Annotated in this window: 21 protein-coding genes and 1 pseudogene; 4 read left to right on the top strand and 18 right to left on the bottom strand. The window is 38.3% G+C overall.

Annotated elements, in window-relative coordinates; all coding sequences use genetic code 11:
- Window positions 1–191 precede the first annotated feature (191 nt).
- The gene (locus tag ISU02_RS07965) at window positions 192–665 is read left to right on the top strand and encodes an S-ribosylhomocysteine lyase (protein WP_194701283.1); all 474 of its coding nucleotides are present in this window, start codon (window positions 192–194) and stop codon (window positions 663–665) included.
- A gap of 100 nt (window positions 666–765) precedes the next feature.
- Complete coding sequence (locus ISU02_RS07960) at window positions 766–1,473, top strand: 5'-methylthioadenosine/adenosylhomocysteine nucleosidase (protein WP_194701282.1); 708 nt, start codon at window positions 766–768, stop codon at window positions 1,471–1,473.
- Window positions 1,474–1,676: 203 nt separating this feature from the next.
- Here the strand turns inward: ISU02_RS07960 and ISU02_RS07955 are convergent, their stop codons facing one another.
- From ISU02_RS07955 to ISU02_RS07945, 3 genes and pseudogenes are all read right to left on the bottom strand, one after another.
- A complete protein-coding gene (locus ISU02_RS07955) occupies window positions 1,677–3,218 on the bottom strand; it encodes a putative polysaccharide biosynthesis protein (RefSeq protein ID WP_194701281.1) in 1,542 nt (513 codons plus the stop codon).
- A gap of 77 nt (window positions 3,219–3,295) precedes the next feature.
- Complete coding sequence (locus ISU02_RS07950) at window positions 3,296–3,787, bottom strand: HlyD family efflux transporter periplasmic adaptor subunit (RefSeq protein ID WP_194701280.1); 492 nt, start codon at window positions 3,785–3,787, stop codon at window positions 3,296–3,298.
- Between the two features lie 52 nt (window positions 3,788–3,839).
- Window positions 3,840–4,448 (bottom strand): annotated as a pseudogene (locus tag ISU02_RS07945) (cysteine peptidase family C39 domain-containing protein); the annotation flags it as partial.
- 385 nt (window positions 4,449–4,833) lie between these two features.
- Between ISU02_RS07945 and ISU02_RS07940 the strand changes: the two are divergent.
- Window positions 4,834–5,106, top strand: a complete 273-nt coding sequence (locus tag ISU02_RS07940) for a hypothetical protein (RefSeq protein ID WP_194701279.1) — start codon at window positions 4,834–4,836, stop codon at window positions 5,104–5,106.
- A 1,136-nt stretch (window positions 5,107–6,242) separates the two neighbouring features.
- Here the strand turns inward: ISU02_RS07940 and ISU02_RS07935 are convergent.
- From ISU02_RS07935 to aroF, 14 genes are all read right to left on the bottom strand, one after another.
- Window positions 6,243–7,052: an alpha/beta fold hydrolase gene (locus ISU02_RS07935; protein WP_194701278.1), complete on the bottom strand. Its 810-nt coding sequence runs from the start codon at window positions 7,050–7,052 to the stop codon at window positions 6,243–6,245.
- Window positions 7,053–7,119: 67 nt separating this feature from the next.
- Window positions 7,120–8,004, bottom strand: coding sequence for an intracellular short-chain-length polyhydroxyalkanoate depolymerase (gene phaZ / locus ISU02_RS07930; protein ID WP_207736226.1), 885 nt, complete (start codon window positions 8,002–8,004; stop codon window positions 7,120–7,122).
- Between the two features lie 15 nt (window positions 8,005–8,019).
- On the bottom strand, window positions 8,020–9,318 hold the full coding sequence (locus tag ISU02_RS07925) for an ABC transporter substrate-binding protein (protein ID WP_194701276.1): 1,299 nt from the start codon (window positions 9,316–9,318) through the stop codon (window positions 8,020–8,022).
- 142 nt (window positions 9,319–9,460) lie between these two features.
- Complete coding sequence (locus ISU02_RS07920) at window positions 9,461–10,180, bottom strand: ABC transporter ATP-binding protein (RefSeq protein ID WP_323985027.1); 720 nt, start codon at window positions 10,178–10,180, stop codon at window positions 9,461–9,463.
- The gene (locus ISU02_RS07915; protein ID WP_194701274.1) at window positions 10,167–10,958 is read right to left on the bottom strand and encodes an ABC transporter ATP-binding protein; all 792 of its coding nucleotides are present in this window, start codon (window positions 10,956–10,958) and stop codon (window positions 10,167–10,169) included. The genes ISU02_RS07920 and ISU02_RS07915 overlap by 14 nt, the downstream gene beginning before the upstream one ends.
- Window positions 10,936–11,937: a branched-chain amino acid ABC transporter permease gene (locus ISU02_RS07910; RefSeq protein WP_194701273.1), complete on the bottom strand. Its 1,002-nt coding sequence runs from the start codon at window positions 11,935–11,937 to the stop codon at window positions 10,936–10,938. The genes ISU02_RS07915 and ISU02_RS07910 overlap by 23 nt, the downstream gene beginning before the upstream one ends.
- 8 nt (window positions 11,938–11,945) lie before the next feature.
- The gene (locus ISU02_RS07905) at window positions 11,946–12,818 is read right to left on the bottom strand and encodes a branched-chain amino acid ABC transporter permease (RefSeq protein ID WP_194701272.1); all 873 of its coding nucleotides are present in this window, start codon (window positions 12,816–12,818) and stop codon (window positions 11,946–11,948) included.
- Window positions 12,819–13,026: 208 nt separating this feature from the next.
- Complete coding sequence (locus tag ISU02_RS07900) at window positions 13,027–13,800, bottom strand: shikimate dehydrogenase family protein (RefSeq protein ID WP_194701271.1); 774 nt, start codon at window positions 13,798–13,800, stop codon at window positions 13,027–13,029.
- Window positions 13,797–14,618, bottom strand: a complete 822-nt coding sequence (pheA, locus tag ISU02_RS07895) for a prephenate dehydratase (RefSeq protein WP_194701270.1) — start codon at window positions 14,616–14,618, stop codon at window positions 13,797–13,799. The genes ISU02_RS07900 and pheA overlap by 4 nt, the downstream gene beginning before the upstream one ends.
- Window positions 14,611–15,699 (bottom strand): chorismate synthase, encoded by a 1,089-nt coding sequence (aroC, locus tag ISU02_RS07890; RefSeq protein ID WP_194701269.1) that lies wholly within the window; start codon window positions 15,697–15,699, stop codon window positions 14,611–14,613. The genes pheA and aroC overlap by 8 nt, the downstream gene beginning before the upstream one ends.
- Window positions 15,671–17,005 carry a 3-phosphoshikimate 1-carboxyvinyltransferase gene (aroA, locus tag ISU02_RS07885; protein ID WP_194701268.1) on the bottom strand — a complete coding sequence of 445 codons (1,335 nt, stop codon included), beginning with the start codon at window positions 17,003–17,005 and terminating at the stop codon, window positions 15,671–15,673. Before aroA ends, aroC begins: the two co-directional genes overlap by 29 nt.
- A gap of 12 nt (window positions 17,006–17,017) precedes the next feature.
- Window positions 17,018–18,079: a 3-dehydroquinate synthase gene (gene aroB / locus ISU02_RS07880; protein WP_194701267.1), complete on the bottom strand. Its 1,062-nt coding sequence runs from the start codon at window positions 18,077–18,079 to the stop codon at window positions 17,018–17,020.
- 62 nt (window positions 18,080–18,141) lie between these two features.
- Window positions 18,142–19,011, bottom strand: a complete 870-nt coding sequence (locus tag ISU02_RS07875; protein ID WP_207736225.1) for a prephenate dehydrogenase — start codon at window positions 19,009–19,011, stop codon at window positions 18,142–18,144.
- Between the two features lies 1 nt (window position 19,012).
- Window positions 19,013–19,894, bottom strand: coding sequence for a 3-deoxy-7-phosphoheptulonate synthase (aroF, locus tag ISU02_RS07870; protein ID WP_194701265.1), 882 nt, complete (start codon window positions 19,892–19,894; stop codon window positions 19,013–19,015).
- 477 nt (window positions 19,895–20,371) lie between these two features.
- Here aroF and ISU02_RS07865 point away from each other — a divergent pair, with 477 nt between their 5' ends.
- Window positions 20,372–21,598: an aminopeptidase gene (locus ISU02_RS07865; protein WP_194701264.1), complete on the top strand. Its 1,227-nt coding sequence runs from the start codon at window positions 20,372–20,374 to the stop codon at window positions 21,596–21,598.
- A 22-nt stretch (window positions 21,599–21,620) separates the two neighbouring features.
- Here the strand turns inward: ISU02_RS07865 and ISU02_RS07860 are convergent, their stop codons facing one another.
- Window positions 21,621–22,466, bottom strand: a complete 846-nt coding sequence (locus ISU02_RS07860; protein WP_194701263.1) for a Cof-type HAD-IIB family hydrolase — start codon at window positions 22,464–22,466, stop codon at window positions 21,621–21,623.
- Between the last annotated feature and the right edge of the window lie 341 nt (window positions 22,467–22,807).

Here is a 22,807-nt window from a genome sequence, read left to right as displayed (position 1 = left end):
AAAAACAATTGGATTGACTTTCTAGTCCAATCCAAGCCAAATGCATTAACACTTATTTCATACCCAATTTCATTTTTTTTAGTCTTTAATGATTTATTTTATGATACAATGTCATTGAAAACCTATGCAATTGAATTACAAATGAAAGGAGTGTGTGATGACATCAATAATGACATCATACAAAGCTTAAAATGAAGAAAATTGAAAGTTTTACGGTGAATCATATTAAACTTAAAAAAGGCGTTTATGTCTCTCGCATCGATCACTATGGCGCAGAAACATTGACGACATTTGATATCAGAATGAAACTCCCGAACAGCGAAATGCTTGAGAACGGCTCTATCCACACCTTGGAGCACCTTATTGCCACCTTTGTCAGAAATGATGACGAGTTTAAATCAAGTATTGCCTATTTCGGTCCAATGGGCTGTCTCACAGGGATGTACTTAATCGTAAACGGTGCTTATACCTCTAAACAAATTCTACCACTGCTCATACGTGCTTTTGAATTTGTCTCAACTTTTGAAGGCGAAATTCCAGGCGCAAGTGAAATCGAATGTGGCAATTACAAATTACACAATTTAGAAGGTGCAAAACAAGAAGCACTAGCCTATCTTGATGTTTTAAAAAATGCAACAGATGAAAATTTAAATTATCCAGAATAGGTTCTTTGAATAGGCAACCTTTTTATTGTTCCAATCTATAAATAGACTCAAATGATCGTTTGAGCGTCACAATTATAAATTATAAAGAACGGAGAACAATATGAAATTAGGCATTATTGGCGCTATGGACTTGGAAACAGAAATACTCAAAAGTAACATGAGCGTTGAAAATACAATAAGCATCGCAGGGATGACTTATTATACAGGCACACTGCAAAACAAACCAGTGGTAGTTGTCACTTGTGGTATTGGCAAAGTCAATGCAGCAGCTTGTTCACAAATTCTCATTTCGAACTTTAAAGTTGACGCAATTGTGAATACAGGTGTTTCAGGCGCCATTCACGAGGACCTCAATGTGGGCGACATCGTGATTTCTACAGATTGTATGGAGCATGATGTGGACTGCACTGGATTTGGATATGAATACGGTATTATTCCTCAAATGGAAACTTCGACATTTGTCGCTGATCCCTACCTCATAGACCTCGCTTACAATTCCAGCATTGAAGAGGTTAAATCTCATAAAATTTTCAAGGGCAGAATTGTCTCAGGGGACCAATTTGTATCCTCTCCTGAGCGCAAAGTATTTATTGAAACAAACTTTGGTGCACATACTACTGAAATGGAAGGTGCCTCAATTGCACATGTTTGTCATCTTAACAAATTGCCATTTGTCATCATAAGAGCTATGTCCGACAAGGCCGATGGTTCTGCTCATGTGAATTATTCTGAATTTGCAGAAGAAGCCGCTAAAAATTCAACCCAAATCATCATGAATATGGTGGGCAATATGAAGATGACGCTTTAAAATGATAAGGATATATAAATATAGAGTCGGATCTAAAGTCTTAATTTGACTTGAACCTTGATTTGACTTGAATTTTAATTTGAATTTTGATTTGAATTTAAAAAAGGACATATCTCAAACAGTTGCTCTTAGAGCCTGTAAGGGACATGTCCTTTTTCTATTTTCATTTTTATACGCTTTATTTTCACATGCTTTTTTAAGCTTTACTTATTATCCATTGCTGTCAAATCTTCTTTCGTAACGACTTTAGTCATAAGCATCATCGCTGCATAAGCGATAATTGCCACAAATATGCCCACAAGTAAACTCAATCGATCCCCAAGATGTGCATGTGCTAAAATGAACGAACCTTTGGCAGCTACAATCATCACAACATTGGACATCAAAGTCAAACTTGCTTTCTTAATGAAGGACTTTGGCATTTCAACATGTTTGAGCAATACTAACATATTGAGAGTTGCCGCCACTGCATAAGCCAACAGTGTAGAAATGGCAGCGCCTTTGATATTTAACGTAGGGATGCCGAGTAAAATATAGGCTGTAATTACTTTCACCACTGCGCCCACAAATAAGTTTCTAACGGGCTTTTTATAGTGATTTATCCCCTGTAGAATCCCTGTGGTCGCTTGATATAAGGATAGGAAGGCAACCCCTAGCCCTAAAATGCCAAGTACTGGTGCCGCACCTAGGATCATCTCAGCCTTGTTGGGATATAAGAATACAAGTATTTCCCTTGAAAAGACTGCAATACCCAGACCCATTGGAAGCCCCAATAATAATGATGTCAAAACACCAAGATACACTTTCTCTCTGAACTGTTCACTTTTTTGAGTAAAGGCACGTGTGATCATTGGTAGCAAGCTAACTTGAAGTGCTGTAAAAATCACTTGTGCAAGGTTGATGATTGGCACTGAGTAGAATGTGATGAAAGTGTACATTACACCTGCCTGATCACCAAATCCAGTCTGTCTAAGTCTCCAAATGATCATGGTTGCATCTATTATGGTGAGTAATGGCATAATGGATGCCCCAAGTGCAATGGGGAATACCATTTTTAAAATCTTTTGAATTAAAGATTTATGCGCTCTCAGAACTATTTTTTGTGAAGGTACTGTTTGCATTTTCTTATACTTATAGGAAGCATAAATCCAACTGATCAATGCGCCAAATGCAGCTCCAGATGTACCCGCTGCGGCAAGCCATGAATCCGGTGCAGCCATCTTACTCAAAATCCACACGAGCAAAAGTCCTAAAATAACACGGCCCATCTGCTCAAAGAGCTGAGATAATCCAAAGATTTCAAGTCTTTGTGTCCCTTGGAAGTAGCCTCTATAAGCGGCATTCGAAGCTACAAAGTAAGATGCAATTGCAAGGACGAAGAAAGAATAAATACTCTCTGGATAGCCCGATGACTTCGACACAACAAAGGCCATTAATGATAAAAATACCACTGTCATAATGCCGAAGACCTTCATGAGACGTCTTGAAACATCAAATACAAGTGCCTGTTCTGCTAGATCATCTTTCGCACCATACTCTGCTGTGAGTTTTGCGATAACAGCAGGAAGTGCACTGGTGGAAATAACAATTAGAAAGGTGTACCAAGGATATGCAATGGAGTAATACGTCACTGCATTTTCTGGCATGATATAAGCTAGCGGCAATCTGTAGAGTGCCCCAATGATTTTTATAACAAGGCCAATGATGCCCAATAGCCCAAGTTGCTTTGCAAATTTATTTTTCATAATTTGAATTTTGCCTCTCTCTCGATGAAATATGGTGAAAAACACCTATTATCATTATATTGTTTTTCAGTGAAAATTCAACAAGAAAAAGGATGAGACGCTTTTATCGCGTTAGCAGGGTACCATAAATCGATCTTTTCAAGTAGATAGTGCAGTATTTTTTTGCGTTTAGTGATGATTTGACCTTCTAGTGTCATGCCAACTTTTATCGTGGCCGTCTCGCCTTTATAAGAGACAAGCGGTCTACTGTCTACCTGTGCCTCCACTAAGTAATAACTGGTTCTTGTTGAGGCGTTATAACTTGAATCTGCATTGATGTGTATGATTTGTCCCTCAAGCATGCCGTACTCTTTATAAGGAAGTGCTTGAAATTTAAACTTAACATCATCTCCCACATGGATTTGACTTATATCTCTATTTTTCACCGAAAGTTGAATTTTAAAATCCGTATCATCCGTGGGGACCACTGTTCCCATTGCCATACCAATACCGATTTGATCACCCACAACATAGTTTTGTTCAATATTGAGAATGCCCTCAATAGGACTTCTAATAGAAGCATTTTCCACATCGAGATCTATGCTCTGTATGGACTCATTTAACCGATCTATTTGCGTGGCATAGTAGTATAACCCCTATCGAAATCACGTGAAGCGAGTTTAGTAAGCCATAAGGTAAAATATCATCCAGTAGAAACTTGAAGTAGAATGCTCCTAATATCCCTAAGAATGTATAGAGTAGAGATGCTAAAAATACATGTATTACTAAGTTCTCTTGAGATACAAGCAATCCAAGAAAACGTTTAAAAATACCTTGCGTCATGTCTCATTTTTCAAATGTCCATAATTTCATAAAGTCATCAGGTTCGTAGGTTATCAATCCTCTGGCAGGATCTGCTACGATTATTTTATCTTTCGTAATTTTATGTATAACCATATAGTGTAGCAGTGAACCATCCACGACTACGTGAGCGATTGCAGGTAATGGGAACTCAGAAAAAAGTACTTCTTTATCGCCTTTGACCCCTTTTGCTGAAAAGCCCAATTCTTCTGCTGCCTTAATGACACCATAGGCATTTCTCCCCTGCTTATCCGTTCCAGCGGTTTCTCTAATTCTCGTTATCGGTATTTTAAGACCATACGGTTTTGAAACTGTAGCAAGACAGGCTGCACCACAGTCCGTTGTATCTTATTGCTTGACGCAATGAAACTTTTCTTTTATAAAAAACATGGAATCCTCCAATGTGATTTATGAAAATTTTAATGCTATGAACACTTGTTGGACACATAGAGATTATAATATAGTGTAAATATGTATAGGTTATACCATTTTTAAAGATAACACACTTAGTTTGTTTTTACAGTAGATCTCTTGTAACATATTCATTTTTTTACATTTTATCCATATATACATTGACAAATCACTTTCCGTAAAGTAATGATGATCCAAATGAGTTCGTCAAAGGAGCAATCACATTTGAAGCAGCTGCTGCATCAGGACTTATTGCTGTTTTTCGCCTTTTTTTAATATATACCATCGTTTTTATTGTTGAGTATAAATATAAGCAAAAGAAAGAACAGTAATTCACGCTTATTAAAAAAGGGGGCATTATATCTTGAGCATTTTTACTTTAGGTTTATACCTTGGACTCTTTGTAGCCAACTATTTCAAAAAAAATACATTAGGACTATTAGTGAAGCAAAGTATGCTTATTAAAGGCTTACTCCTTGTAGCTATCATTGCTACTGGACTATTCGTCGGTCATTTAGAGTTTGACAACGTATTTGTATTAAGTGCCTATCTACATTTTTTCATGGGGTTGGTTATGGGCATCACCATGCAGTTTTCCATATTAATTGTTTTCAATTTGCGCAAGGAAGGCCAATAGCATTATAATTCATTTTCTAATTATTTTGCACGATTTTATCAACACCTACTTAAGCTGGTAACTTATATGAATACCAAGAGACACTGGAAAATTCTGATGATTACGATGTTATCAAGTTACTAAAACAAAACCCCCAAGAAATTGGCATTGTTTATAATTGTCTTGACCCTCAGTTGGCTGTTAAGACTGATTTTAAAACTCATATCATATAGGAGCTTTTTATGAAATTTAAAACCAAAAACCTACTCTATCTTCTAATTGTAATCCCCTTCCTCCCCATTTTATTCATCTTCATTGCTCTTTTCTCCTCAGGATCAGGCGTAGATCTTCTTGAAACAATTGGTCTTAATCTTGATTTCTTTCAGAAGCAGAAAAGGAAGTAAATATATGCATTTATAAAATGAAATCAGAATTACCGGTATTATCAACTGTTAATATGTAACTTTACAACATTTAAAAAGATGTTATTTCCCAAAATAAAAACTTCTAGCTCGGGCTAGAAGTTTTTTTATATAATGCTACTCAGGGGGGGGGGAATCATGTGAGTGGGAATTTGGGGGAAACCCACTCAGAATTCATTTGGGGGTTTGTTATTAATTGGGGTTAATCATGTTTAGGAGTTTATGGGGTTGTTAAGCTTTCACTTAACTTACGTTTAGTATATAAGTTCCTTGTGACTACACTATGAAGCAATTGAAAACAAATTGTAAAAGAGGTAATTTGTTACAAAATAAAAACTTCCAGCTCGGGCCAGAAGTTTAAGGGGAAAAAATATGTTGCTTGGGGGAATCATGTGAGTGGGCACTTGGGGGAAACCCACTCAGAATTCATTTGGGGGTTTGTTATTAATTGGGGTTAATCATGTTTATAATTTATGGAGTTGTTAAGCTCTCGCTTAACTTATAAACAGTATATAACGCGCTTATGTATACACTATGAAGCAAATGCGAACAAATTGTTAAGTCGAATTTTAAAGTTTAATTTGTTGTTTTAATTTAAAAAATACACCGTTCATTCATGATAAATCATCACTGAATGACGGTGTATTTCTTTGAACTTAGAATGTCCGCTGACTTGCAAAGATGACTTCACTTTTAAACAGCCGTTGAACAGCAGTGCGCCATCTTCCGGTTAAACTATAACGTAAATTGATCCTGACCACACAGCATAAATCCAACTACTAAACTAAAGAATTCCGTTGGCTTTTCATACATAGCTGCGTGACCACAGTGCTTTATTATCACTAATTTGGAATCACTAATGCTCGCATTAAGATCATTTTGACACTGAGGTGGTGTGATCACATCCTCTTCTGCACTGATGATTAAGACTGGCATTTGAATCTCACTTAACTTTTTGCGTTCATCATGCGATTCTGCACTTCGAACGAGTCTTATAAAACCCTGATACCATTCTGGCTTAAATGCTTTTTTGAACTGCTTTTCGCGGTCGTTGAGCCATTCAATGCGGTCGTTGTAAAAACCCTTCGAATAGATCGGGGGGATTGTCGCTTTAAAAAAAACGGATCCATCGAAGGTCTCTGCTGCATAAACCCAACTATCGCCAATCGCTGTCAAAGTTTGATCAGTATGCGCCGTAGTGTTTGCCAAGATCAGTTGACTCACACGTGATGATCTACATTTCATGGCAACTTCGCCACCATATGATATGCCTAATAATGTCACCTGCTGAAGGTCAAGTGCATCGAGAAGCGCTTCAACCAATTCCACTTGAATAGCTTGCGTATAATTTTCCGTCATATACTCTGATTTGCCTTGGTCAAAGAAATCCACCAAGACAACCTGAGCTGTCCTCTTAAGCATTGGTATGAATGGCAACCAGCTGGAAGTACTCATCATAATCCCATTGAGAATCACTAAAGTCCTATCACTTTCACCATGTACTTCATAATACGCTTTTTTACCATTCAAATTGAAATAAGCCATTTTTCTCTCCTCGCAATTATCGTCATAAGCATTTTTAGATGTCTTTTTTCGTTATCGTTTTAAGATTTTATCCAATGATAATGGATGTCACTTTTTCAAGTTGATCTACCATCGGATTGTGTCCGCTATTTTTTAATACCTTTAATGTCTTTTCACACTCTAAATGATCTAAGATTTCTTCTGCCATGGACATGGGCACCACGATGTCTTTTTCACCTTGTACCACAACCACAGGACATTTTATCTTTTTCACATCACCAGTGCCTTTGCCATAGACGTTTTCTAAATTCGTCATGTTAAATCTTGAAAGCGCATAATCAATATCTACTAAATTACGCTGTAATAGCATCTCAGAAATATACCGCACATAATCTTCTACTGCTGGTTTTTTAGCACCAGTATAAATCGCAGCATCCCAAAGTGCTCTATAAAAAGCTGAATCGCCCTTTGATAAAGCCTCCAGTACTGGTGCCACTTGTATCGGATCTGCTGCAATTTCACTTTTGGTCATAAGAGGTCTTGATAAATCTGGTTGTCCCGCTTCATCTTTTAAATATAACGGATATCCTGTTACGCCCACACTCTCTAGGAGCACCAATCGTTTAGTAATATCCGGATTGTCTGCTGCGAATTGCATGGCAATACCACCACCTGTTGACCAACCCACAAGTTCTATATCTCTTAGTCTGAGTTTATCTACGAAATATTCTAAATCCTCACTTAGTGCCTTTAACGAATCAAATGATTCATGATAGGAAGAATGTCCAAACCCACGTAAATCAGGTGCATAGATTTTAAACTCATCCGATAGAGCATTCATCAAATGATCGAAATGTAAGGAAGATGACATATTTCCATGAACTAGCAAGAGTGTACGATTTCCTTCTCCACATTCTCTATAAGCTAAAATCTCGTTACCCACTTGCATTTTTTTAAATTCCATCTCAATCATATTTATCACCTACTCTTATTTTAAATCGTCTATACCGAAAAAGCCAGTAACAGAAACCCATTTTGAAGGACTGTTCACATCTACTTTTGATAGAACCATTTGTTGTGTACCTGTTCTCATGCCATCTGCAAAATTGATCGAACCACCAAATGGATTTTGAATTGGTGCAGACTCAAGCGCATCCATATAATTTTTAAAGTTTAACACTTGACCATTATCTGCAACTCGTCTTACACCTTCTGTAAAGAAACTACCTGCGATCCAACCTGTTGCTGAATAAGCATTGAGTTCATCTTGATAACCTAATTTGGTCATATTCGCTACAAACTCATCCCAAACCTTAGGATTGCTTTCAAGATCAACCCAACTCAAACCGTATAAGTTCTCCATCACATTTGAAGCCTCGTTGTAATTGCTATCCACAAACACGCTAGAAACGTTTGAATAAGTTGTGACAACTGGTACACCTATTAAGCCTTGTTGCTCCATTGTTTTAAGTACTGGTGCAAGTTCTGCTGAAAGCGATGGAATGATAAGTACTTCCGGTGCTGCTTCCTTAACTTTTAAAACTTGAGCAGTTGCATCCGTAAGTCCTGGTGATACAGATTCTTCTGCCACGATTGTAATGTCAGGATATGTGGCAAGTTGCTCTTTAATACCTTCATATGTGTTGATACCTGCTTCGTTGTTGGTATAAATGATGGCCACTTTTTTTGCTTTAAAATAGTTTATTGCATATGCAGACATAATTTTGCCTTCATAGGAATAAATCGGTTGTACTGGATAAATCGTACGATCTGGATCATCTGTACTATATAAATCTGCTACACCACCTGCAAAGTAAACTGCTGGCACACCGCTGTCTTCAAGGTCCATCAAAGTTGCCGCGATACATGGCGAACCAAAATGACCAACGATTGAAAATACTTTGTCTTCATATAATAATTTTTCTAGATATTGTGCTGTTGTTGCTGGATCAAATTCATCATCATAGTGAATAAATTTGATTTTTCTACCATCAATACCCCCTGCTGAATTGACAGATTCAAGATAAGCTTCTATCCCATGAATAAATGGAAGACCGATAGGTGCAAATGCCCCACTTGTAGCGGCACTGTTTCCAATGAGAATCTCTGTATCTGTCACACCTTGAGAAACTTCTTCTTTAGCAGGTTCTGCTGTAGGGGTTACTTCTGAACCCGACTTGCTTGGCTCTGGATTCGTCGGTTCAGTTGCCGCCTTTGCACAACCTGTAAACATCCCCATAATCAAAACAAATGCTAGTAAAATGATTAAACTCTTTTTAAATTGCATCTCTTTCTCCTCCTAATTTTATTGGGTTAGAATGTAAAAGTTAGTTTCGTGTAAGCCCTCTACTCTAAGCTATATCGTGTACTTCCAGTAAACGACGTCAGAGGCTAGGGGGTTATTACACTTTTGACTATAGACACTCTAACTAAGATTTATTCCCACCTAGATAAGCTTCAATAACACGCTCATCTTGGAGTAAATCCGAACCCTTACCTTGCATGATTACTCTACCCGTCTCTAAAACATAAGCATAATCTGCAATTTTTAACGTTTGTAGTGCATTTTGCTCTACAATCAAAATAGTGACCCCTTGTTGATTTAATCGCTCAATAATGCTAAAGATATCTTTTACAATTAATGGCGCCAGTCCAAGTGAGGGTTCATCTAGCAAAAGTACTTCTGGATTCGCCATAAGCGCCCTTCCAATGGCAAGCATTTGTTGTTCACCACCAGAGAGCGTTCCCGCCACTTGATTTTGCCTCTCTAATAGTCTTGGAAATATATCATAGACAAACTTGAGCCTTTTTTGAATAATATCTTTACGGCGTTCATTAAATGCGCCTACTCTTAAATTTTCCGCCACTGTCAGAGAGACAAAAATTTGTCTGCCTTCAGGGGATTGAACGATGCCCTTTTGTGCTATTTTTTCAGGTTTCAAGTTTAAAAGAGATTCCCCTTTAAATTCAATTCTGCCCTGATCCACTGGCAAAACGCCAGAAATTGCTTTCAGTGTAGATGTCTTACCCGCACCGTTTGAGCCAAGAAGCGCCACAATTTTACCTTCTGGAATATGAATGTCTATGCCTTTAACTGCCATAATACTTCCATAAGAAGCCTTTAATCCCTCAAGTCTAAGCAATGTCATCCTCCTTTCCAAGATATGCTTCTTGAACATCCTTATTTTTTTTGATCTCATCAGGTGTTCCCTCTGCCAATTTCTTACCGAAATTGATCGCACAAATACGTTCGCAAGTATTCATAACAAGTCCCATATCGTGCTCAACCATAAGGATTGCACAGTGATAAGTATCTCTAATCTTTCGGATCATAATTGCAAGTGCCTCTGTTTCAGTTTCATTTAATCCAGCAGCCGGTTCATCAATAATGATGAGTTTAGGATCACTCATCAGTGTTCTGGCAAGTTCTACATTTTTAAGCACACCATAAGGCTGAGAACCTGCAATCTCCTCTGCTTTATCTTCGAGACCCAAATCTTTTAGAATATTCATGGCCTTTTCACGCATAAGTTTTTCTTCATTACGCGCTTTTTTTAACATAAATGCTTGTGCTATAACAGTTGATTTATACTGAGAATGTGCTCCAATTAAAAGGTTATCGATAATGGACAAGTCCTTGATGAGCTCCACATTTTGAAAAGTTCTCACAAGTCCTAAATTCACGATTTCATGTACTTTGTAATCCATTAGTTCAACGACTTTATCTTCAATTGTCTTGAACTTCACACTGCCCTGATTTGGCGTATAGAATTTAGTGATACAGTTAAATACTGTGGTTTTACCTGCACCATTTGGTCCAATAAGACCATAAATCATTTTATCTTCGATTTCAAAACTGAGGTTATCTACTGCTTTTAACCCTCCAAAACTAATAGAGAGATTATCAATCTTCAACACGGATGCCATCCTTACCTCCTTCTTTTCCTCTCTTCATAAACCGTACGTAGATATCATTTGGGATGTTGATAAGGCCTTTAGGATAAAACATGATAAAGATGATGATACTCACACCTGTCAATACGAACGCAAGACCATCTATATCTCCAAGGATTGGCAAGCCCTGCAAAAAGGTTGGTAGAAGTTTTAAAAAAGCGACCCCTACCACAGCACCGCCTATGGTGCCAATACCTCCGATGACTACACTTGCAAGCAAGTCAAGTGATAAGGCGATCCCCCATAATTTGGGTTCACAGAACCTGAAGAAGTGGATATAGAGACTCCCTGCAATCCCTGCATACATGGTACTCAATGAAAATGCCAGCAATTTGTACTTAAACAAACTGACGCCCATGGCCTGTGCCGCGTGTTCACTTTTCTTCATAGCAATAAGTGCTCTACCTGTTGATGATTTCATAAAATTATACGTGGCAATCATCAACCCGACCAGAACGAGAATTACTAGAACATAAACAGATTCCTTGCTGAATTTATAGCCGAAGATCACGGGAAATCCTGCTTTTGTTCCCGACCAACCACCTGTGAAATCTGAAAACTCTGCAAATATTTCCTCGATAACCACTGCAAATCCCAACGTTGCAATGGCAAGGTAATGGCCTTCAAGCCTTAAGGCAATAAGACCAAGTACAAAACCCACAAGCAATGGCACAATCGCTGCCATGACAAGCCCCACAATAAAGGGCAATTCCATCCTTGCGACTAAGTACGCTGACATATAAGCACCCATTCCCATGAAAGCCCCATGACCTAATGAAATCTGCCCCGAATAACCGAGTAAGATGTTAAAACCAAGAGCTGCAATGGAGATAATGCCTATGGAGGCAAGCAATGTATAAGTGGAGCCCTTTGCATTTAGTAGCATTGGTAAGATAATGGCAATAATGCCAAATAAACTGTATTGTAAAGGTTTTCTTTTTAATAACTGCACACGGACACCTACACTTTCTTAATGAATTTTTTACCAAACAACCCAGTTGGTTTCAGGACTAAGACAATGAGTATGAAAAAATATAAAATTGCTGTTGCCCATTTTGAAGAAATATAAAATCCAATAATATTGTTGAGCATTCCAATAATAAACGCACCCACTACTGGTCCATAGAAGGTTGCAAATCCCCCTAAAACTGCAGAGATAAATGACTTGAGATGAATATCAGCCATCATCGAGACATTAACCGTTGTCAACGGTGCTACCATAATCGCTGCAAGCGCACCTAAGACAGTTCCCATCATCCAGATCACAAGAGAAACCTTCTGTGTTGGAATGCCCATGAGTCTAGCTGTGTTTACATTTTCTGCAGTAACTCTAATGGCAAGTCCCCATCTAGTTTTTTGTAAAATATAGAAGAGAATACCCATGATGGTCAATGTGATGGTGATAATTAAAAGTGTATTGGGCAGTATAGAGATTCCCAAAATCATAATTGGATCGCCTCCAAGTAATTTTGGAAAATAAAGTGGATTGTTCCCAAATAACATAGGTGCCAATCCCTGTGCAACCATAACCAGCCCCATGGTCATGATCATTTTACCGAGTGCATCAATTTTAATCGCATGGCGCATGATGCCCCATTCAATTAAGAAACCAACAGCACCTGCTATCAGTAATGTCACTAAAACTGCTAACCCCACAGGAACACCTGCGGCTAAAAGTGCAGCTGCAACAAATGCGTGGAACATTCCAAGCTCACCTTGAGCAAAGTTGATGACACCAGTTGTCTTATAGATAAGTACAAGACCTAATGCTGCAAGACCATACATACTCGCTGATTGCATGCCTCCCACGATATTTTGAAAAAATAATGTCATTCTTCCCCTCCTTAATGCAATGTGATAATAGTTAGTTGCAAATATAATGCCAATTCAACTTTCTAAAAAAGTGATCCGAATACCAGCCTTTAAATTAGTTTTTCCAACACTTACACGACTTGATCACAATCACACTCCAAAAACAGACTAGTACACAAAAAAAGAAATGTTCATTCTTTGTACAAATTTCTGTACAAAGAATGAACATCTACTCTAAAACCATCCTAATATCTTGATAAAGTTTTCGTATATCAACAGGTATCTCTGGAAACCATAATTTATCCGCATACAAGGCTTGGACAACCAACATCATCAGGCCATTTGCCTGTGGAATTTGAAAGCTCTCAGCCCATTTCAAGATTGTCGTCATTGGTGGTGCATAAATGAGATCCACAACGCTACCTTGACGCTTGATCACTTGCTCACTTACAGGTGAATCTCCATCTCTCCCCACAGGTGTACAATTTATAAGCATATCACTTTGAATCCCTGTATTTTCTAGCGTTTCATAAGTAATACAGTGTTCATCTTCAAAAATGGTATGTGGTTGCCTCGAAACAACCCAAATATCTTGAACGCCTAACTCTTTGAGCACATGATAAACAGCCTTAGCAGCACCACCAGTCCCTAAAATAATAGCGCTTTTTAGCGTCTTAATAGGAAGTGCAGACACGGTTTCTTTAAAACCGTGATAATCAGTATTGTATCCAAACCATTTACCCTCTCTCTGGACCACTGTGTTCACGGCACCGATCTTTCGAGAAGCGTCATCTTGCGCAGTGAGATAAGGGATAATCTCTTGTTTATATGGAATGGTAACATTGAAACCATCCAATTGCTTAAGTGATGTCAGTTGTTCTTCAAGGATACCATCCACAATCTTATAATCACAATCCAAATCGAGATCTTCATAGACATGGGTGTGAATCCTTGGAGACAAGCTGTAGGTAATGCCCTTTCCAAGCAATCCAAATCGCTTCATACAGGTTCCCCCATCTTATAGTTTCCCAACAGCTTAAATGCATTTGAATAATGTTTGATATGATCCAGCACTCTAAGCGTAGCCTCATTCTCAAGATTGCCTTCAAAATCAATATAAAAAGTATATTCCCAAGTTTTATTTCTAATGGGTCTAGATTCGATTTTGAGCAAATTGATATGTTCAGTTTCAAAACAGCTGAGCATTTTATAAAGCGATCCCGGTGTATGACTTACTACTGATTGAAATGATACTTTATTTGCCTTTGAATTCAACACCGTTTCTTTGCTCACTATGATAAATCTTGTAAAGTTGTTGACTTGATCATTGATGTTTTCTTCTATTATATGGAGACCAAATTGCTTTGCAGCAAGCGTACTTGCCACAGCTGCTTGATTTCTCTTTTTTTCTTGAGCTACTTTTTGTGCACTAAGTGCCGTATTTTTAAATGGAATTCGGTGCATGTCACCATACTTTTTAAAGAAAGTTTGACATTGATCAAAACCTTGCTGATGCGAATAAACGACATCTATCTCACTGAGTTGAACAGGTTCTGTTGCCATCAAATTATGTTTAATGCGAAGCGTCGTTTCTGCAACGATTTGCAAATCGTATTGATTGAGCAAATCATACACCGCTGAAATGCTCCCTGTGGACGAATTCTCAATGGGAAGAATCCCCAATTGACTTTGTCCTGTTATCACGGACTCAAAGACCTCCTCAAAAGTATCATAACAAGTATACGGTTTTGGACCATATAATTGAAGCATTGCCTCATAGCTATATGAGCCCTCAATGCCCTGTAATGCAATTTTAGCCATTTGACATCTCCTTTCTTATAAGGTCATAAATTTTAATAGCCGTAACGGCTTTGACCACCACTGCACCTCTAAGTGCTACACAGGGATCATGTCTCCCTACAATTTCAAGTTTTTCTTCTTTTAAAGTTTCCAAGTTCACAGTATCTTGAGGTTTTGCAATGGATGGTGTTGGCTTGAAAGCACATCTAAACCAAATTGGCATACCATTGCTGATCCCGCCATTGATACCACCATTATGATTGGTTTTGGTCTTAATCATATCTTCCTCCATTATAAACGCATCATTTGCCTCTGATCCCCTCATCTTAGAAATATCAAAGCCCTTTCCAAAGCTCACGCCTTTTACCGCAGGAATGCCGAACAACCCATATGAAAGTTCGCTCTCTATCGTATCAAACATTGGATTTCCAACACCAACAGGCATATTCAACACCAGCGTTTCCACTACACCACCCACCGAATCCAGCGCATTTCGAGCATTTTCAATCTCTTCAAGAACTGAGGCCTCATAATCTGAATGAATCAAAAGTGGTGTCTCATCAAATTGATTTAACAAGGGTTCTATATCTGTATAGTCTGTAAGACTCTTGCAGGTAACCGTACCCACAGATGCTACTTGAGATATAATTTTAATATTTTGTTCACTGAGAAGTTGTTCAGCTATGGCACCTGCAAAGACTAAAGGTGCCGTCAGACGAGCTGAGAAATGCCCACCACCACGAAAATCATTTGCACCGTGCCATTTTATGGCACCTGTGTAATCTGCATGAGAAGGCCGCAAAAGCGATTTCGTCTTTTCATAGTCCTTAGATCTTGTATCATGATTTTTGATCATCATGCATAATGGGGTTCCAGTGGTGTGATCGTTAAAAAAACCACTTAAAATTTCAAAACGATCACCTTCTTGTCTCGGTGTTGTAAAAGAGCCTTGCCCCGGTTTACGTTGAGCCATTCTTTTACGAATCAAGTCTAAGTCGAGTTTTGTGCCTGCAGGAATCCCTTCGATCACACAACCTATTGCAGTACCATGTGATTCACCAAATATGGATATTTTAAAGATTTCGCCAATCTGACTCCCCATGAATCACACCTCCTAATTTCTCATAATCCACCCAGAACATTGGATAAGATTTTTTAACTGCCTCGAACCCAGTGATTTCAACTGGTCCATCTGCCCTTGTTGCTGCTATTGCAAGAGCCATTGCAATTCTGTGATCATTCCACGAATCTACAACTGCGCCTCTAAAACCCTGAACACCTTTTATCTTTAAGCCCTCTTCGAGTTCCTCCACTTGACCGCCCATTTTATTGAGTTCGGTGCAAATCGCCTTCAGTCGATCCGATTCTTTGATACGCAATCTGCCTGCATTGGTAATTTCAGAGGTGCCATTGCCCATACTGAGCAAAACAGTTAATACAGGCACAAGATCTGGACACTGAGACGCATCTACTACAGCAGTAGCTAACGGCGATTCTGTGGACTTAACACCCTCAGTTTGCCATGTTATTTTACCACCGAGTCTTTCAACGATCTCTAAAATAGCATGATCACCCTGTAGCGATGTCTTTTGCATACCTTCGAGAATAACGTCATTGCCAAGACTACCTGCCACAAGCCAAAATGCCGCTTGCGAGTAATCGCCTTCCACAGTGTAGGTCGTTCCTTTATAGTATTGATTGCCATTTATCACAAAGGTTTGAGCATCTGGCATCTCCACAGAAACACCAAATTGTCTACTGGTATCCAGAGTTAAGTCCACGTACCCCTTGGACTCAAGTGGCGTTGTGAGCTCAATCTTAGAGGTCTCTCCCAAAAGTGGCAAAATGAGCATTAAACCACTGATAAACTGAGAACTCACGTTACCTGCCATTTGGAAACGATCTGGTCTTAAAGTGCCGTTTATCGTTACAGGCAGAAAACCGCCTGTTGTCTCATATGAAATATTTTGACTTCGTAAAATCTTATAAAATGTTTCATATGGCCTCTCACCTAATCTACCTTTACCCGTAAAAGTCATGGGTGCGCTGGATAAAGTAAAGAACGGCATTAAAAATCTAATTGTCGTTCCAGATTCGCTACAATGAACCGTCATGGGTTCAGAGATCATTTTATAATTTTGTTCTTTGAGTTTCGAAATAGATTTGTTTTGTAACGTCAAGCGGTAACGCTCTCCCACTTTTTCTTCACTTAAAACTTGCATTCCAAATTGCTTCATCGCTTCAATGGTGGTGACAATATCATCTGAATAAATCAAATTATCCACCACAGAGATATCTTCTGATAAACCTGCACACATAATACCTCTGTGACTTAAGCTCTTTGATGGCGGTACATTAACCTTGCCAGCTAATTTTTTAGGTTCGATTATTATGCTGTTTTTCTTCATCTTTCACATTCCCTATTCTATATTTTTAATTTTTCGAACAATTTCTTCGTATTGTGTCCCCTCTATTCTACACTTTCCAATGGCATCCACACAAATCCATTTGATTTGAGATCCCGTTGATTTTTTATCCAGGTGAATGGCTTCTAATATAGTAGAAAACATTTTAGGATCATCCAGTTCAAGAGGTAAATGATACTGCTCAAATAAATTTTCTATGCGTTCACAGGTCTGTTGATCAATTCTCTTTTCCAAAAGGGCAATTTTGCTCTTTACCACCATGCCGATGGCGATTGCCTGTCCGTGCGTATATTTTTTATACTGATAGAATTGCTCAATGGCATGTCCTATGGTATGCCCTAAATTGAGCAATTGCCTCATAGCAACATCTCTTTCATCTTCATGTACAATCTGAGCTTTGATTCGACAACAAGTCTCAACAATATCCAGTACAGTTTTTTCATGCTCTGAATCATTCAACTGATCTAAGTTCAAAGTTTCCAACTTATCAAAAAGATGATCGTCAAAACCCAATCCATATTTGATGACTTCTGCCATGCCATCAGAAAGTATTTTCTTAGGCAATGTTTTTAAAAAATGAATGTCAATATAGACCGCTTCAGGTTGGTAAAATGCACCAATCAAGTTTTTTGCGCTGGTATGATTTATAGCGACTTTTCCGCCAACACTGCTATCGACCATAGCCAACATTGTCGTTGGAATTTGAACGAAATGAATGCCTCTCATATAAGACGCAGCCACATAACCCGTAAGATCGCCTATGACACCACCACCAAAGGCAATCAATACACTAGACCGATTAAATTGCTTATCTTGTAGCATATCGATGACCTTTTCAAAGTACTTAAGGCTTTTCGTACCTTCTCCCACAGGAAGGACCACACATTCAAACGGATTTAAGAGTTCTTCATAATGTGAATAGACTGTTTCATCTGTCACAATTAGGTACTTTCGATTTTGAATAATTTCATTTAATTTCTGTGTATCAATCCACCCAGCATCAATGGTGATATCATATTCTGTCTGAGGTGTTGTAACCGTAATGCTTCTAGCCATACTATGGACTCCTTATTTTTTATTCAGTGAAATAATTGCTTCTAAACGCTCCGAGTCCCAGATTATCGAATACCATTTAAATTTATAAGACCGCTTAAATCATCCATACTTTGATTTTTAAGTGCTAATTGCACCGCCTTGATTTCAGTTTCAAAAGATTCCAAAATCTTAATGACATTGGATTGATTGCACATTAAAAGCTCTGTCCAAAGTGCCGTATTCATATGTCCTACTCTTGTGGCATCTCTAAAGCTCCCCCCCACAAGTGAGTTAATAGAATCATTTGGCTTGTTTTTTAAAAGAAGGGATGCAATAATATGTGGCAAATGACTTGTGTATGCAATCATTTCATCGTGTGCCTTTGCTTCCATACAAGTTACAGAACCAAATCCAATCTGCTGAATCAAAGTAGTCAACTGTGCAATTGAAGATTCTCGATTGCCTCTATGAGGCGTTAAAACGTAAGATGCATTTATAAATAGACGATCTGATGAGTTTGAAAAACCTGACTTTTCACTACCTGCAATGGGATGTCCACCTACAAAATCCACGCCCTTTTCATTATGAGTGAGTTTGCTGTAAAATTTGACAATATCCTCTTTCAGACCTGCTGTATCTGTGACAATTGAACCTTCTTTGAAATTATTGTAGTGTTGTTTAACGAATTCAACGGTTTCAAATGGATAAAGACATAAAAATACGATATCACTTTTGCCAAGTGTTTCTTCTATAGATTCAGGTGCTTCATCTATCACACCTTCTGATAATGCTGACATCATCACATCTCTCTGAACATCAAAACCTATAATATGATGATCTGTATGGGTTCTAACTGATTTTGCTAAAGAACCTCCGATTAAACCTAACCCGATTATTGCAACTGATACCCCAATTGGATTCCCCCTTTGTATTTTCACTGAATTCATATTCATATCACATCATCTTTCCTGTAATTTCTGCAATTTGTTCCACTTTAACCATCAATGCTCTAAACGCCTCTGGTGTTAATGACTGCTTGCCATCAGACACGGCTTTTTCAGGATTATTGTGAACTTCAATCATCAAACCATCTGCACCTGCTGCCACTGCCGCAAGCGACATGGATTCAACATACCTTGCATCACCTGTTGCATGTGATGGATCAATAACCACTGGTAAGTGAGAAAATCTTTTAATCACAGGTACTGCACTTAAATCCAAAGTATTTCTCGTGTATTTTTCAAAAGTTCTGATGCCACGCTCACATAAAATCACTTGTTGATTGCCTCCGGCTAAAATGTATTCTGATGCCATCAGGAATTCTTCTATCGTAGCTGACATGCCTCTTTTGAGAAGTACCGGTTTATTGATTTTACCTGCCGCTTTTAGTAGATCAAAATTCTGCATATTTCTCGCACCAATTTGAATCACATCAATGATATCTGCGTAGTCTTCAAGTTGCTTTACTGACATGATTTCTGTAACCACCGGCAACCCAGTTGCCTTCTTAGCCGCTCTTAAAAGTTCTAATCCTTCACCTTGGAGACCTTGGAAATCGTAAGGAGATGTTCTCGGCTTAAATGCACCACCTCTTAAAAACTTAGCACCCGAACCATCAATGGATTTGGCGATATCAATAATTTGCGAATGACTTTCCACAGAACACGGTCCAGCGATTACTGCAAAGTGACCATTACCAATACTTCTGCCTTCTACGGTAACTACTGAATCAACGCCTTTATATGCTCTACTTGCCATTTTAAAAGGTTCTTTAATTCTCGCAATCATTTCGATAATTTCTTGTTCTCTTTGTTCTTTCTGAATGGCACTTACCATCTCATTACCTCCTTGGTATAATCTAACAGTTTGCTTCTACTAACATAAAAAAAAGAGACTCCTATGAGTCTCTACTAGTTCTTGGTTGTTAATTCCAGCATGTGTGTAGTGCTATGCCGTTCCTAAACTCATTAGGTTTTTCTTCAATATTCCATTGCAATACAAATAGTCAGCGCTAAAGTAAAAATAGCTCCAACCGTAATAAAAGTAAAATGTATTGTTTTTAAGGAATTTTTTCGAAGATAACATAACAACACCGCTTTCATAATTGATGAGATTGCTCCCAAATAGTTCATGTTGATTTGAGATTGATTATAACACTCTCAAAGTTCCTGTCAACAGCTTTTTTGAAATTTACTTTCAATTTTTTTGACTGCCAATTTTTTCGTAATTGTGTTTCACATTCCAAAATAATTCAACTCAACTCAAATTAAACATGATAATATAGACATATAAAATAAATTTTATGGAGGCTCTATGACTATAAATCTTTTAAAAAAATACGCTGAAGTTGCCATCAGAGTAGGTGTAAATCTACAACCGGGACAACCTCTAATCATCAACGCACCTGTGACGGCACTTGAATATGTCAGAGCACTTACGGAAGTAGCTTATCGCTCTGGAGCAAGTATCGTTAAATGCGAATACCATGATGAACTGCAAAATAAGATGCGCTATTTGTACTCAGACGACGAACACCTTGACTATTTTCCAGCTTGGAGAGCCCATTACATGGAAGGCTATGCACAAGATGGCGCCTGCGTCATTTCGGTTTTGGCTCCTAATCCCGACTTACTTGCAAATGTCGATCCGATTAAAATTGCTCGTGTTAACAAAAGTACTGCTGTAGGCATTTCAAAGTATCGTGAAATATTCAGCAAAGGAGGTGTGAGCTGGCTCGTGATCGCGGTCCCTTCACCAGAGTGGGCACAAAAAGTCTTCCCAGAATTGTCAGAGGCAGCGGGCATAGAAGCTCTATGGCAATTGATTTATAAAGTAAACCGCATTGATACTTCAGATCCTGTTGCGGCATGGGAATCACACGTGAAGACGCTTCAAGAGAAAGTCGATTACCTCAATCAGCTGAAGATCAAGTCATTACACTATGATGCACCTGGTACGAATTTAACCGTGGCACTTCCTGATGGTTATGTATTTGAAGGCGGCGGCAGTGTCAACACCTTAAACAACGCCTATTATGTCCCTAATCTCCCAACTGAAGAGGTCTTCTCTGCACCCAATAAGTTGGGTGTTAACGGGACGCTCAAAGCTACCATGCCCTTGAGCCACAATGGTGTCCTTATTGAAAATTTTGCATTTACCTTTAAAGATGGGAAAATTGTAGAATTCACTGCCGATAAAGGCTATGAGACATTAGAGGCCTTGCTTGACACTGACGAGGGTGCACGCTATCTTGGTGAAGTTGCTCTCGTGCCTATTACCAGTCCCATTTATCAAAGTGGTAAAATATTCTACAACACACTGTTTGATGAAAACGCCACTTGTCATTTCGCACTTGGTCGTGCGTATCCAACCACAATTAAAGGCGGTATGGATGTTTCGCCACAAAATTTAGAAAAACTCGGTGGCAATTATAGCTTAATCCATGTGGATTTCATGGTGGGCTCTAAAGCGCTTAACATCACCGCAACCACTCATGAAGGTGAAAAAATTCAAATTTTCAAAAACGGAGATTGGGCATAAAATGAAAGACCCTATTAAGTTCTCATGAAGCACTTAAAGGGTCTTTTTTTACGGATTCAATTGAAAATAGTTCAATGATCTTTTTTGCCACAGCGTCTTCTGAATGATGTCCCACTTGCGGATTATTAGGCAATCGCTTTTTAAGCTGTTCATTGGCATTTGCCATGAGGTAACCCGTGCCCACAACACTCAGCATCTCAAAATCGTTCATGCCGTCTCCAAAGGCAACACTTTCATCTAATGTAATCCCCAAATGTTTTAATGTCTCAATGAGTGCCTGGCCTTTATTAGTGCCTTTAGGCATAACTTCAAGACATTCTGGCACAGAAAAAGCCACATCCACATGCTCGCCATAGCGCTCAAGCACTTGTTTTTCAATTGGTATCAAAAGCGAGTGATCTCTGGATGTAAAAAATACTTTGTTGATTGGCTTAGAAAGCTGCTCTTCAAACTTACAAAGAGTATAGACAAAATCACCTTCTTGATGATAGTCTTCAAAAACACGGTCAATCGTTTCCACCATCCATCGATCCTCTTGATAGATGTTTTTAAAAACACCTGCTTCAATTTCCATCGACAGCAATTGTGCAACAACTTCGGGGTTCATCACCGCCTGATGAATGATTTCACCCGCTGGATTTAGAACGGTAGCACCATTGGCAGCAATAATAAAAGCATCTACATCCAATCGTTCTCTTATATTCTTTGCATCACAGTGATGTCGGCCAGTTGCAATCAGAAACTGTACATCATGCGTCTTTAACGCTTTAATGGTTTCTTTACTCAACTCACTCAATGTGTGATATTGATTTAAAAGTGTTCCATCTAAATCAGAAATAACTGCCTTGATTTTCTTGTTGTTCTCCATAAAATATTCACCTCCTTCTACAGATATATGTCTCTTACAATTATGCATACCATAAGAGTATGCATATCGTACAACTAAAGTTAGTATAACTAAAATAACTTTATAATTCAATCAAGGAAATGTTATATTTTCTTGAACGTTTCTATTTATGATATTTAAAGTTAGGATACTTAAAGGCCTCTAACCATGAACTTTTTAAAATCCTCCACTTAGCAACACTTTAGTCCAACATACGATTCTCAATTTAAATTATTAGTTTTTTTTAAATTTTCTCACAATTTGTATTGACAGATGATTCATCTCTTGCTATAATACCTATTAATATAACCGTCTGGTATAAA

Source organism: Fusibacter ferrireducens, from assembly GCF_015352425.1.
Taxonomy (GTDB): Bacteria; Bacillota; Clostridia; order Peptostreptococcales; family Acidaminobacteraceae; genus Fusibacter_A; species Fusibacter_A ferrireducens.
This window is presented reverse-complemented; position numbering and strand designations above follow the sequence as displayed.